Origin of the sequence: Paenibacillus oceani, from assembly GCF_014705615.1 — a bacterium.
Classification (GTDB): Bacteria; Bacillota; Bacilli; order Paenibacillales; family NBRC-103111; genus Paenibacillus_AB; species Paenibacillus_AB oceani.
This window is the reverse complement of record NZ_JACXJA010000007.1, coordinates 63,367-77,147: the sequence shown is the minus strand read 5'-3', so window position 1 is coordinate 77,147 and position 13,781 is coordinate 63,367. Positions and strand designations below refer to the sequence as shown.

Annotated in this window: 9 protein-coding genes; all 9 read right to left on the bottom strand. The window is 60.2% G+C overall.

What is annotated here, in order from left to right; genetic code table 11:
• Positions 1-86: 86 nt before the first annotated feature.
• Entirely contained in the window at positions 87-3,014 is a 2,928-nt protein-coding gene (locus tag IDH45_RS07270; protein WP_190926091.1) for a VWA domain-containing protein, read from the bottom strand.
• A complete protein-coding gene (locus IDH45_RS07265; RefSeq protein WP_190926089.1) occupies positions 2,998-4,935 on the bottom strand; it encodes a vWA domain-containing protein in 1,938 nt (645 codons plus the stop codon). Before IDH45_RS07265 ends, IDH45_RS07270 begins: the two co-directional genes overlap by 17 nt.
• 57 nt (positions 4,936-4,992) lie before the next feature.
• On the bottom strand, positions 4,993-5,892 hold the full coding sequence (locus tag IDH45_RS07260; RefSeq protein ID WP_190926088.1) for a DUF58 domain-containing protein: 900 nt from the start codon (positions 5,890-5,892) through the stop codon (positions 4,993-4,995).
• The gene (locus IDH45_RS07255) at positions 5,889-6,878 is read right to left on the bottom strand and encodes an AAA family ATPase (protein ID WP_397326995.1); all 990 of its coding nucleotides are present in this window, start codon (positions 6,876-6,878) and stop codon (positions 5,889-5,891) included. Before IDH45_RS07255 ends, IDH45_RS07260 begins: the two co-directional genes overlap by 4 nt.
• Before the next feature lie 17 nt (positions 6,879-6,895).
• The gene (locus IDH45_RS07250) at positions 6,896-8,629 is read right to left on the bottom strand and encodes a hypothetical protein (protein ID WP_190926086.1); all 1,734 of its coding nucleotides are present in this window, start codon (positions 8,627-8,629) and stop codon (positions 6,896-6,898) included.
• Between the two features lie 33 nt (positions 8,630-8,662).
• Complete coding sequence (locus IDH45_RS07245) at positions 8,663-9,499, bottom strand: ABC transporter permease (RefSeq protein WP_190926084.1); 837 nt, start codon at positions 9,497-9,499, stop codon at positions 8,663-8,665.
• The gene (locus IDH45_RS07240; protein WP_190926082.1) at positions 9,496-10,422 is read right to left on the bottom strand and encodes an ABC transporter ATP-binding protein; all 927 of its coding nucleotides are present in this window, start codon (positions 10,420-10,422) and stop codon (positions 9,496-9,498) included. Before IDH45_RS07240 ends, IDH45_RS07245 begins: the two co-directional genes overlap by 4 nt.
• Positions 10,419-12,815 (bottom strand): DUF7408 domain-containing protein, encoded by a 2,397-nt coding sequence (locus IDH45_RS07235; protein ID WP_190926080.1) that lies wholly within the window; start codon positions 12,813-12,815, stop codon positions 10,419-10,421. Before IDH45_RS07235 ends, IDH45_RS07240 begins: the two co-directional genes overlap by 4 nt.
• A gap of 191 nt (positions 12,816-13,006) precedes the next feature.
• A complete protein-coding gene (locus tag IDH45_RS07230; protein WP_190926078.1) occupies positions 13,007-13,675 on the bottom strand; it encodes a TerC family protein in 669 nt (222 codons plus the stop codon).
• Between the last annotated feature and the right edge of the window lie 106 nt (positions 13,676-13,781).

Below are 13,781 nucleotides of genomic sequence, written 5' to 3'. Positions count from 1 at the left end.
CTTCCGTGTGAATTCGAAGCTTATCGCCTCTTTTCACGAGCATGCGCCCGCTATCGGCGGGCGCATATTTCGTGAACAGAAACGGCTTACCGGTCCCGGCGCTTCTTGGCGGCGAGCAGCCGGTTCAGCCGTTCCGTGCCGTCGTCAGGCGCATCCGCGCTTGCCGCAGGCGCAGGTGCGGTCGCCGCCCGGACCGCTGCGGACGGCGTAGGCTGGTCGGACGTTGCCCCCGGCCCCGGACCGGGGGCCGGACGCGGAGCCTGCGCTCCGGACGCCGCAGGCGGCGCATACGGCGAAGCCTGCGTCGGCGCAGCGGTAGACGGCGCCGACGCAGGCGGCCGAGTCTGGCCGCGCTCCGCGACGCGGGTGCGCAATCGGCCGACCGCAGCGGCGGAGCCGGCTGCGGCCGATTGCGGACGGCCGCCGCGAGTCCAGGCCGCGAGCGGGCGGACAAGGCGCTCCCATGGCACGTGGAGGCGGCGGACCGCGATGTCCGCGAGCCAGACGAGCAGCGCCGCGATCAGCAGCGGCCGCGTCAGGTCGTGGACGCGCTTTTTCGGCACCGTGGCGGAAGCGAACGCCTCTTCCGGATTGTCCGGCGACAGCACCCGCCCGCCGGTCAGCTCCGCCAGACGTCTCAGCTTCTCCGCCCCGTCCTCCTGGCTGATCCGGTATTCCGGCGAATAGGGAATTACGAACCCGGTCGTCATGCCGGTCGCAGCGCCGGCGGTGCCCGCTCCCTCCCCTGCAGCCTCGATTTTGGTCAAATAAACGCCGGGCTTGGCGACATCCAGCAGCCCGCTGTACTCCCCCGGCACGGTAGGCTCAAGGGCAACCTCCGTACGGTTCAGCTCCTCATCGGTAACGACCGCCTTCAGCTCGCCGGGGTAGCCGGTCCCGTCGCCTCCGCCGCTGCGGACGTCAAGCGTCACTTCATTTCCGTTCATCCGGCTCGTAAGCTCCAGCGGAGACGCGTCGAACTGCGGGAACGTCCACTTGACGATCCGGCTGAATACATCGGCGAACCGGTTCCACCGGGTCCAGTCTCCCGACCATTTGCCGGTCAGGTCGCTCGTCCAAGCGACGGTTTTGCCCGCCCCGTACTGCCACCGCGCAAGCAACGGGTCCGGCTCGGGGCTCATCAGCGCCACTTCCGCCGTCTCCTTCGGCGTCGTGGCGATATAAGCGTTCACCTGCGGCAGCCCTCCCGCAAACATCGGGTTCCATTCCGCCGCCTGGCCGACCGCGGGAACGAACGGCTGGTCAACGATATACGTGCGGGACATCAGCACCGCTTCCCTGCTGAAGATCGCGGGGACCGTCGTTTGGTCGTTCGTGAAATAATAACGCCCTTTGGCAAGCTGAGCGAGCCGCTCGAGCAGCTGTGTATCCGCTCCGTCCCCGATTGCGACCGACGACAAGGTAATGTCGTTTTTCACCATATGGTCGGCAAGCGCTTCATAGCTTTGGTTCGTGGCCGACTGGCCGTCGGTAAGCAGGATGATATGTTTGCGCTGGGCCTTTACGCCCACCAGCTTCTGATACGCCTGCTCCACGGCGGGATAGATTTCCGTCCCGCCGTCGGCCGTAATCGAGTTGACCTGCTCCGACACTTTCTTCGGATCTGTCAGTAGTTGCGGCTCGACGACCCACCAGGGAGTGGAATCGAAGGCGAGGACGCCGATCGTATCCTTCTCGCGCATGAGCTGAATCGTCCGGGTCGCGGCTTCCTGGGCCAGCTCCATCTTGCCACCGGACATGCTGCCCGACTTATCGATGACGAGCATCAGCGCCAGCGACGGGACTTCCCTTTTCCCCCGCAAATCCATATATACGGGAAGCGCACGCTCGACAGGCGTCTTGAAGTAACCGCCGAGTCCGAAGCTCTCGTCTCCCCCGGTCATCACAAGCCCGACGCCGTAATCGCGCACCGCCTGTTCGATCATGCTCATCTGGCTGTCCGACATCCGGGTGGCCGCTACGTTGGCGAGCACGATCGAGTCGTAGCCCGTATAGTCGGCCAGCTCGCGGGACAGCATCTCCGGCGTGATCAGGTCGTACGGAATCAGTCCGGAGTTTAGCACGCCCGTCATATTAGACGCCGCGCCGGCGGTTCCTTCCACCAGCAGCACTTTGGGAGGCCCCGACACCCGGCTGAACGCATATGCGGCATTGTTCGCCGACACTTCGTCGCCGGCGGCGTACAGTTCCGCCCGGTACCGGTGCAGTCCCTGTTCTTTCGCAAGCCCGCGCAGCGCGAACCGGTTATGTCCTTTCTCCAGCGCCACCTGCTGGCTCGAGATTTCCCGGTTGTCCTCATAGATGCGCAGCTCTCCGGTCGTGGCGAACGAGCTCGATACGGCGACCTCGAGCGCGTACTGTTCGGCCTGATACAGCTTCTCCGGCAGCATCAAGGAATCGACTGCCGCATCGCGGCGTTCCTTGGACGGAAGAGGCAGGACGTCGACCGGAATCCCTTTGTCCCTGAGCAGCTTCCCTTGCCTGAGCAAGTCCCCGACATTTTCTCTGCCGTCGGATATCAGCACGATTCTCGGCGACGCATCCGCTGGCATCAGCGTCTCCGCCAACTGGAGCGCCGCGTCAAGCCGCGTAAACTGCGAGTTCACTTTGCTCGTAAACGTAAACCGCTCGGCCCCTTCCGGGTCCGGACTTTTCTCGATGACCGCCTCCAGCCCCGCTGAGACGACTCCGGCCGAATCGTGGTCCGCTTTGGCTGCGGCGGATTGGCGAATCCACGACTCCAGGGACGCGGAATCGGTCATGCTGTCCGAACGGTCGGCTACGAATACGACCGCCTTGCGCTCGATCACGGCAAAGCTATTCAGGCCGGAAAGCGACAAAATCAGCAGCAGCAGCACGAGGCTGCGCAGGCCGAAAGCGATCCGTTTGCGCCAGCCGGCCAGCCTGGACGTCGTCCTCCACATCCATACGAGATAGGCGGCCGCCGGAATGAGAAGCAGCATATACAAAGCTGAATCAAACTGAAGTCCCACGCCGGTACACCCCCCATTCCCATACGACGACAACCAGTGCCAAAGCGATAATCCAGCGCCACAGCCAATACGGCGACTTCGAAGGCGCCCCCGCTTCCGTGCTGTCCTCCCCGGCTTCCCCGGCCGTACCGGACGATGACTTGAATTCAAGCTCCGCTGCAGCCGTACCGAATTCGCGCGAATCCATCGTAACCCCGAGCCAGCGCATTTGCACCGTCTGCCCGGCTTCGTCCTTCTCCTCCAGGCGGTACAGCCCGGGCTGGTCCGGCACCGTTTGCAACGCCGCCAGACGCCCTGACGTCAGTTCCGCCTCGCCGGCCGTCCTGCCGCCTGCCGCATCGATCCATACCGCCGAGGACGAGCGGGGAGACATCGCGATTTCCTTGCGGTCTGCGGCTACCGCCCGGCCCAAGCTTCCGCCCTGCGAAGCGGTCAACCACTCCAGCGCATTCTGGACGAATACCGGGAACTCGGTTCTCAGCGGCAAATCGGACTGCTGCAGGGAAAATGCGATCAATAGCCGCGGCACGCCATTGTCCGTACCGGCGTACACAAGCGGCACCTCGCCGGCCGATACGACCGGCTTGCCCCATAATGCGTTCGAAGGCTGCCGGACGGAAGCCACGTGAGTGTCCTGGAATTTCAAATAGCGGGTGACCGGGTGCTCGGCCATCGTGTAAGACCCCGCCGGCACGGAGGCCGGCTTGCCCTCATAGCCGGACCCTGCATACAGGACGGGTTTGCCGGCCAGCAGCTTTTGCCAGGCGTCCGAGGCCAATGCGCCTTCCGGAACCGACTCCAACACGAAAACGTCGGGAGCGGATTCCGGCTTTAACGTCGCAATCCACGCGTCCGCCCCTTCCGGCTGCAGCTTCGTCACTTCGGCCCCGGCAAGCTGCAGCGCTTTTTCCAGGAACAGATTGCCGCTTCCGATCGCCAGCACCCGCTTGGGCCGTTCGCCGGCCAGAAAAGCGTAGGACACGTTATCCGCCGCAAGGGCGTCGTTTTGTCCGATATCGAGCTTGTACCAGTCCGCCGGAGCAAGACCTTCGAAGTACACGGACGTTTGTTTCCCCGGCTCCACCGTCACCCGGCGCATATCGCCCATTTCTTTGCCCGCATACACCGTTACATCGATCTGGGCGGGGGCCTGCCCCCAGTTTTTGACGGAAGCGACCGCCGTCGCCAGTCCGCCGGATTCCCGGATGCTTTTGACTCCGAACTGCGTAACGCTCACATTGCCTCCGGCGGCCGAAGCCTCATCCTCCGGCTTCATTACGGTAACGGGCACCTCGAACGTCAGCCCGGTTACCGGTTCGGCGAATAACCCGTCCGTAAAAAGGCGGATCTCCGCATCCTTGCCGTCCCGCGTCAAGGCGGATGCGAGCGACATCGCTTCTTTGTACGCCGTCTTGCCGTAGGCGGGGGTGACCGCATCCAGTGCCGCTCTCACCTGATTCCGGTCCGTTTCACGCGACAACAGCACTTCGGCCTGTTCCCCCATGGCGATCAGGGTGATAGCGCTTCCCGAAGCGTCCCCGGCTGCCCATTCCATGACCGCCGTCTTTGCCCGGTCGAGCCGGCTCTCCTTCTTGCCGTCCGCCGTGACGATCGTCGACGTCATGCTTGCCGACCGGTCCAGCACGATGACGGCGTGTTCCTTCGCCGACCCTCCCGCCGCGATCCAGGGCTGCATCAGCGCCAGCACCAGCAGCGCCGCCATCAGCAGCTGGACGAACATCAGCAGCCGGTTGCGCAGCTTCTGCCACGGCCGGTTGGCCTCCATATCTTTCAATACGCGGTTCCATAACAGATGGCTGGAAACGGGCGTATCCACATATTTGCGCTTGAACAAGTACAGCAGCACAATGGCGGGTATAGACAAGCCGAACCATAAGCTCGGGACGGAATCGAAAAACATAGCCAAGCACCTCCTCGCACGCGCCTCCCGCCAGCCGCCGTAATTGAGTCAAATCCTTCATTGCAGGACGCCGCTTGAGCGCATCGTTCCCGCAATCCATTCCAATACCGGAACGTTCGTCGGAGCCAGCGCATACGTAATGCCTCGCTCGTGGCAATAGCCGCGAAGCGCTCCCGTATACGAATCCAGCGCTTCCTTATAAGCTTTCAGCACTTTGCCGGACATCGCCACCTCTTTGCCGGTTCCCGACTCGATATCGACCAGCCGCAAATCGCCGGTCAACTCCGGATGCAGCTCCTCCGGCGACAGCACTTGGACGACAACGACCTCCTGCCTGGCGGCAGCGAGCATGTTCAAAGTCTCGTAGACGCCCGATTCGTACAGAAAATCCGAGAACAGCCAGGTCATCCCAGGCTGGCGGGGCAGCGTTCCGGGCTGTCCGAGCGCCTTGAACAGATCGCCCGTCCGCTCCGCTTCCGCCTCCGACAAATATTGAAACAGCCTGCGTGCGGACGCTTTGCCGCGCATCACGGGAAGCGTCGACGACACCTGCTCGCCGAACAGTCCGGCGCCTACCCGGTCGTACCCGGCGAGCGCCATATACCCGATACTGGCAGCCAGTCTTTTGGCATAGTCCAGCTTGTTCGTTCCTTCGCTTCGCTCGCCTCCCGTATTCATCGAAGCCGACACATCGACCCACAACCGGACGATCAGCTCCTGCTCGTCGAGAAACAGCTTGACGAACGGCTTGCCGCTGCGCCCGTACACATTCCAGTCGATCTGCCGGATATCGTCCCCGGGAGCGTACAGCCGGTAATCGGCGAAGTCCAGCGAAGCGCCGGTCTGTCTGGACCTGCGCTTGCCCTGCATCGTGCCCCGGACTCTCGTCTTGGCGGTAATGGACATCCGCTCGAGCCGCAGCAGCGTCTCCGAATCCAGCGCCATATTCCCGCTCATCGGCGGCTCTCCATCGCGGCAAGCACGTCCTGCAAAATCCGGTCGGTCGTTATTCCCATCGCCTGGCCTTCAAAGTTAAGAAACACGCGGTGCCTCAAAGCCGGAATCGCCACTTGCTCGATATCGTGAAACGACACGTTCATCCGCCCTGCGCAGAACGCTCGGACTTTGGCCAGCGATACGATCGCCTGAATGCCGCGCGGACCTGAGCCGAACTGAACGTATCGCTTGACCGATTCGGGAGCGTCGGCCTCCGCCGGATGCGTGCACATCAGCAGGTTGACCGCATAATCCAGAATGTTGTCCGCAACCAGAATCTGCTTGGCGGTTTGTTGAATGTGCACAATCGCTTCTCCGTCCGCCGCCTTCTCCGGTTGAATAGTCGTAGTCGAAGTGGTGCGGAGCACAATCTCCTTCAGTTCTTCCTTCGTCGGATAACTGACGACGATTTTGACCAGAAACCGGTCCAGCTGAGCTTCCGGCAGCGGGTAAGTCCCTTCGTTCTCGAGCGGATTTTGCGTCGCGAGCACAAAAAACGGTTTCGGCAAAGCGTGAGTTTCGGAGCCGACCGTTACCGTCTTCTCCTGCATCGCCTCCAGCAGCGCGCTTTGCGTCTTGGGCGTAGCCCGGTTGATTTCGTCCGCGAGCACGAGGTGCCCGAATATCGGCCCCTTCTGGAACCGGTACGTCGTGTCTCCTTGGCCTCCAAACTGGATCACCGTTGTTCCGGTAATGTCGGCCGGCATCAGATCCGGCGTAAATTGAATGCGCGAGAAGCTGAGGTCGACCGTATCCGCGATCGTCCGCACGAGCATCGTTTTACCGAGTCCGGGAATCCCCTCCAGAAGCGCATGCCCGCCTGCGAGCAGACACCACAGCAGTTGCTCGACAATCTCCTTCTGGCCGACGATGACACGTCCGATCTGCTCGCGGATCGCGGCGACGGTCGCCAGCTGCCGCTCCAGCTGTTCCTTAGTTTCGATCACAGGAATTCCTCCTAACGTTATCGATTCGGTTGTATTTCGGTAAAATAGTCGCGGACCAGCTGCTGAACCGTCTGCGGCAGCTCCGACCGGTTCAGCGAACGCGTCGCTTCAGCTTCGTATTCGGAGTACACTTCCTCGTACGGACGGGATGCGCCGTCCATAGCGGGGGCCGATCCGTCCAGTGACACTTCCCCTCTGCCGTTAACCGGTCCGCTGTCCGTCTCGGTCGTACCGCCGCCTGTAGAGGTCCGGGGCGTATGGACCAAGCCGCGCGAGCCGTTGCCGACGCCACCGGCAAGACCGCCCGCACCGCCGCCTCCCGATCCGGAGCCGCTTCCGCTTCCGCTGCCTGAACCCGAGCCGCTTCCGCTACCAGAACCGGACCCGGAGCCGCTCCCGGAACCGGAGCCCGAGCCTGCCCCGCTTCCCGAGCCTTGATCGGGTGTTGGTCCGGTCCCGGTTCCGGTGCCGCTGCCCGGCTGGCTGCCGGCTCCCGGCGGAACCGCTCCGGGCGAAGCGGCCGAGGCCAGCCCGGCCGCCAACCCGTTCGCGCCCCAAGCCGCCGGCAGCGCTACGCCTTGCGCCGCCAACTGGCCGGCGGCTTGCAGGCCGGCCTGCGCGAGTTGGCCGCTCATCTGCCCGGCCTGCGCGGCGAGCTGGAGCTGGGCAAGCTGGCCGGCGATCGATTGGGCGAGCGCCTCCTGAAGCGCCTGGAGCGCTTCCTCACTAAGCCCTCCGGCTGCCTGGGCCGAAGCCGGGCCGCTCGCTTCGCTTGCAAGCCGGTTCAGCGCATCTTTCAACTGCTGCTCCGCTTCCTTGTCCGCAGACACGGCCGATTCGGCCAGCTTCTCAAGCGCTTTGGCGAGCTCCTGCTTTTGCTCCGGGGTCATCCGGGCCGCTTCCTGACGAAGCCCTTCCAGCGCCGAGTTCACTCCTTCGCGATTCAGCCCCGACAAGTTGCGGCCGAGCTCCTTCAACGCCGGATTCGCTTCCCACTGCTTGGCCCACAGCTCGGCCTGCTTCTGTTCCTTGACCCACTGCTCCTCCTGCTCCTTGAGCTTTTTCATCGCTTCTTCCATTTCGTTAAGCGCCTGCACGGGCGTCTCGCTGTTCTTCAGACCTTGCTCCAATGCCTGCAGCTCTTTATCAAGCTTCTGCAATTCGAGCGGAGGCAGCTTTTGCGACTTTAGCTCCTCCCGATTTTCCTCCGTCTGGGCTGCCTGCTCTTCGATCCACATCTCGGCCTCCTGCCTTTGTTTCACTTTCTCGTCCATCGCATTGGGCCATAGGAGCAGGAAGACGAGTGCGGCAGCCATCCCGGCGAGCATGCCGAGCTTTTTCGGATCGAGCCGGACCGGCAGCCGCTTCGGCGCTTCCCTCCGAAACGACTCCGCATACCGGATCGCCTCGGCCCGCTGCATCTTCGCAATCGGGGAATCGGCTTCCAGATGGGCGAGCGCCGTGCCGACGCGTTCTTCCAAGCCTCCGCTGCGGTCCATCTCCCGGGCGGCGTCCCGCTCATCCGGCTTCCGGAACATCCCCGCGACGACTCCGGCTAATGCCCCGGCCGCAACCAGTATCAGCGCGAGCAGCCGGTAATGCCCGATCGGAAACCATCGGCCCGCTACCGCTAACGCTACCGCCGCCGCCGCTCCGCCGATCAGTCCGAACTGGACGAGCCGGATCATCCGCAGGGCGATCAGACGTCTTCGTACTGCCGCTATGTGGCGCCGCAAAGTTTCCGTCGGCATGATGAGTCCTCCTCTCAAATTCGGCTCCCGGCGTTACACCGTCTGCTTTTTCATTTTCGGCCGCAAGAATCGGATCGCCAGCAGTACCGCTACAATAGAAATCACGATATGAATCGGAACGAAGATATGCCAAAGCTCCATCCCTTTCCAGCCGCCTCTGAAAAACTCATCCGAAAATCCGGGTTCGAATATGCTGATCATCGCCGCCAGCGGGTTAATGCCGATTAAAAATCCGGAAACCTCTCTCGCCTGATTGTTCGTGACACCCATAATAAAAATCGCAGCCAAGCCGGTAAATACGTACAGGAACAATCCGACCCCGTATGTGACGATCAGCGAAACGACCGTTTTCTTCAGCACCGTCGAGAACAATACGCCGATCGAGCCCAGCGCCACCATGACGAGAATATAAAAACCGAACACGGCAAGCAACTGCGTAGGGGAGATGCCCCCGAACAAAAACACGATACTGTACACCGGCAATGTAGCGAACACGATCAAAAACATAAAGCTAAGCGAAGAAAACAGCTTGCTTAAAATAATCGTCGCCGAGCTTTGCTGCGTCGTCAGCAAAATATTCAGCGTCTGCTTCTCCCGCTCGCCGCTAATAACGCCGGCCGTCAAGCCTGGCGCCATAAAGCAGACCAGCACCAGCTGTGCGCCGCTCAAAAAGTAAAACAGCATCCGGCTCGATTCCGGGCTGAAACCGCGCGATCCGCGGCTGTGCATCTCGAGATAAATATACCCGAGCGCCAGCAGGCCGATTACGACCAGATAGGCGAGAAGCGCAAGAGGCGATCGGATCGTCCGCATCCGAAGGCGGAATTCCTTTTCCAGCACCGGGTTGATCCACTTTTGTTTCCAGGTCATGCCCGCACCCCTTTCGTAATCTCCAGGAAGACGTCTTCCAGATCCGTCTGCGCTTCATGGAACGACAGTACCTTATATCCGCCTGCGACGAGCAGTTTTAGCAGTTCCCACTGTTCTTCGTCGCGCCCGCCGAAGTGGACCCGGATGCCCAGTTCGTCTTGCAGGACCAGCGTCACCAGCGGCAAATCTTTCAGGAAAGCGACGGCTTCCGCTTCCCGATCCAAGATCCGGAGATGCAGCACCCGGTTGGCGCGCATGCGCTGCTGAATGTCGTTCACTTTCCCTTTGGCCAGCAGCGTGCCGTTTTCGATGACGCCGATCTCGTCCACCATCTCCGCCAGCTCCGGCAAAATATGCGACGAAATAATAATCGTTTTGCCCATCGATTTGAGCTCTTTCAAAATTTCCCGCATTTCGATCCGCGCCCTCGGGTCGAGGCCCGAAGCCGGCTCGTCGAGAATGAGCAGCTCCGGATCGTGCACGAGGCAGCGCGCCAGACAAAGCCGCTGTTTCATGCCGCGAGATAAGGAATCGACGTAAAAGTCCGCTTTCTCGCTCAAATTAACCAGTTCCAGCAGCTGGGGGATCAGCTTAAGCCGTTCCGCGCGGGGAATGCCGTAACTGGCCCCGTAAAAATCCAAATACTCGGTCGTTTTGAAATTATCGTACACTCCGAAAAAGTCGGGCATATACCCGATCAGTTTCCGGACTTCTTTCGGATATTCGGTTACCTCGTACCCGCCCACTTTGGCCGATCCCGACGTCGGAATGAGCAGCGTAGCCAGGATGGACATCGTCGTCGACTTTCCGGCTCCGTTCGGACCGACGAATCCGAATACCGTTCCTTTGTCAATCGTCATATCGAGCCGGTTAAGCGCCGTGAATTGTCCGTATGTTTTCGTGAGCTCGCGAATTTCGATCATGGCAACACTACCCCTTCCACACCGATCGTCGGATACGTGAACCGGCCGCCGTTTTGACTGTTCGTGACTTGCAGGCGCAGCTCGTTAGCGGCGGTCAGCACTTGCTTCACACGGGCGGTGTCCAGCTCGCTCGGATTGCCGTTTAACGCTTCCCATGACTGGCTGCTTTCGTTCCACAGTTCCACGGTAAACTGCTGCTGAACCTGCATCGCCAGCGTTATTTTCTCAAACTTCCAGTTGGAACGGGACGGTATGCGGTAGACAAGCTTAAAGTCGCCCTTGCCTACATCGATACCGCCGTTATTGTAAGTGCTCATATGTGCCACGTTGCTGGACTCTACAAAAGGAACGACAACGCCGCGCGGGATGAAAATGCGGTCGCCTTGGACGTAGTCTAGCTTGAGCGGCTGGGCGTACAGATCGATCCGCTCCGACTGCACATCTTTGCCGTCGATCTTGAACAACGCGCTGGCCGATTTGGAGAACGCGACGATCATAGGCTCCGAAGACAGGGCGCTCTGCATACCGCTCGCATAGCTGCGCGAGAAGCTGTTCAGAAGCGAGCGTTCCCGCTCCCATACGTCCTGATTGCCGGCGTACGGGAATACGATATGTCCCCAGTCGGAGTACATCATGGACGATAGGTTGGTCGTTCCGACCTGAAACGGCTTCTTCTCGCCCGGCTTCATGTCGCCGATCCGGATCCACTGCCCTCCGATGAAGATGCCGGCTTCGTACATCTCGGATTTCGTATTGTTGACGATCTCGCCTTTGGCGCCGGAGGCGTCGAGCCGGATCGTGTATTCGAACTGTCCCGCATCCGCTACCGTTTCTGGCGAGCCGAACACTTTGCGCACCGACCAGAACGGAACGTTTTTGAACGCCGCCACTGTTTTTTCGGGCTCGGATCGAATGATCATATCGGCATTTCCGGACTGCAGGGAGTTTCCGTCGTTCACCATAAACGGAGATATACTGCGCTTGCCGGCCCACTCCAGCTCGTAGCTGCCGCCGCTCGGCACGAATACCGACGAAGCTGCGGTCCGGGTTGCCTCCCCTTTCCCGGAGAGGATGTTCATTCCGAGCGTTTGAGCCAGCGTCGAACCGCGGCCGGATGCGCCGATCGCATAGATCGAGACGCTGGTTACGATCGCTACGATCGGGATTGCGAACCAGGCCCATTCGCGGCGGTCCACTCTTTTTAGAATTATATACAGCGCCGGTCCCACGACGATGGCATATACCAAAAATAGCAGCGCAAGAATTCCGTAAGCGGGAGGAATCAGTTGCGGGAATATTTCCAGCGCGTTGTTCAGCTCCCACATTCCGTCCATACGCACCGATTTGCCGCTATTATTCATAACCAGAACATCCGACAAGATCCGTTCCCAGATCGCCGGATTGCCGTTCCAGGACGCCAGCGGCTCCATCGACAAGTCGTAAGCGATATAAGTGACCGAGCCTTGTCCGACAGGGGCTTCCACGACAAGCGGAATCCCTTTCTCGGCGTACAGCGTCTCGCCCGATTTTACCGCTGCAGCCGATACCGTAACCGGACCTTTCAGGTCCAGCTCCCGGCCGGTCGCCTGAACGAACGAGCTGAGCTCCGCAACCGAGGCGGTACCGGAAACCGTGACCGGCGCAATCGCGCTGAAAGGAGAGGCCGTCTTCGCATAGCCGGCGCCGCCCGCGAGTATGAGCTTGCCGCCGCGCTCGACCCACGCTTCAATGTCCTTCACCTGCTCGGGCTTCAGCCTGTCCGTTTCCGCATCGTTGAAGGCAATTACATCGAGACCGTCAAGCATCGTGGCTTCCCAAGGAAAATCGCCCGTCGTAAGCAGCGTCGTCTGCACTTGATACCCCTTCTGGTTCAGCAGGGATAAAAAGTTAAGCGTATCCGGATCACGGGCCATCACGCCCGCCATAAGCGTTTCCGGTGATAAAGGCTTCGTGATGATCGATACGTCTTCCTGGGAGAACGGGATCACCTTGCCCTTGTCGGCTCCTTTCTCATAAAAGGCGATGACGTTGTTCCGTTCGTTCAGTTGTTTGCCGGGCAGAGCAAACCAGACGACCTTCGTGCTTTGTTTGGGGAGATCGACATGTTCGGCATACACGATCCCTTTGCCGCCATTTACGTCGCCCGTCATCCGAACCGTCAGATCGCCGGAGACGTCGTCACCCGGATTCGTTACGGTCATCTTGACCGGAAACCATTTTCCGTCCTTCATTTTACCGTCAAAGCCGTGCTCGATCACGATATCAAGCGGCAATCGCTCCGCATTAGCCTTCCCGCTTCCCCACAGGGCGAGATTGGCTGCGATCAGCGTCAAGACCAGTAGGTAAAATACCCATCCGGTCAGCTTCGTCCGCAGGTTGCTCCGAATACTCACATTCGAACCCCTCTCCATTTCCGATTCTACTCCTTACTTTCTTCATTATAGACGAACCTTGCGTCAAAAGGTTACAGGTGCGGAAATCGGACTTTCCCCCCGTTATTCGGGCATTTCCGCATACCAAAAAGCTCCCGAGAAGCTCGGGAGCGAGGCTGGCTGCTATAGGCATGCAATCGTTCATCTTCACATTACGCCGGCTTGCCGGGACTGTGTCTTTTCCACAGCGCTCCGATCAGCAGAACGATCAGCGTCGTGGCGACGGGAATCGCCCAGTGAGCCGTGGGGTTATGGTGAAGCAAATATTGCTGCATTTTGCCGTCGCTAATAAACATCTCCCCCGACGTAAAACCGAGAATGCCGGCCCCTGCGTAGATGAAAATCGGATAACGCTGCAGCAGCACGACGACCAGGTTGCTGCCCCATACGATAATCGGGATACTCAGTCCGATCCCGAGGATAATAACCGACAAGTTTCCTTGCGCTTTAGCCGCAATCGCCAGCACGTTGTCCAAACTCATGACGAAGTCGGCCACGATAATGGTCCATATGGCTTTACCGAGCGAAGACGCTTCTTTTACCGAAGCATGGCTTTCGTCGTCCGCCAGCAGCTTGATCGCAATCCATAACAGGAGCAAGGAACCGGCCGCCTGGATAAAAGGAATGGACAGCAGGAACACCGCCGCAACCGTCAGAACGAGCCGAAGCCCGATCGCCCCGAACGCTCCCCACCATATCGCCTGCTTCCGCTGATGCAGCGGCAAGTTTTTGCTCGCCAGCGCGATGACGACGGCGTTGTCTCCGCTCAGCACGATATTGATCAGCAAAATTTGCAAAAATAACAACAGCCATTCCAGCATCGTACACCCTCCCGATCCTAGTCTCTTGCGAAACCCGTCCCTTTATTGGTTAACGTATGCGCCCTGCAGCCCTTTCTAGTACAACTCCGCACAGCAATTGGAGCGA

Excerpts from the sequence above, each read along its gene's own strand:
- IDH45_RS07265 (WP_190926089.1), bottom strand. The coding sequence starts at position 4,935 with ATGTTTTTCGATTCCGTCCCGAGCTTATGGTTCGGCTTGTCTATACCC.
- IDH45_RS07260 (WP_190926088.1), bottom strand. The coding sequence starts at position 5,892 with ATGAGCGGGAATATGGCGCTGGATTCGGAGACGCTGCTGCGGCTCGAG.
- IDH45_RS07250 (WP_190926086.1), bottom strand. The coding sequence starts at position 8,629 with ATGCCGACGGAAACTTTGCGGCGCCACATAGCGGCAGTACGAAGACGT.
- IDH45_RS07245 (WP_190926084.1), bottom strand. The coding sequence starts at position 9,499 with ATGACCTGGAAACAAAAGTGGATCAACCCGGTGCTGGAAAAGGAATTC.
- IDH45_RS07240 (WP_190926082.1), bottom strand. The coding sequence starts at position 10,422 with ATGATCGAAATTCGCGAGCTCACGAAAACATACGGACAATTCACGGCG.
- IDH45_RS07230 (WP_190926078.1), bottom strand. The coding sequence starts at position 13,675 with ATGCTGGAATGGCTGTTGTTATTTTTGCAAATTTTGCTGATCAATATC.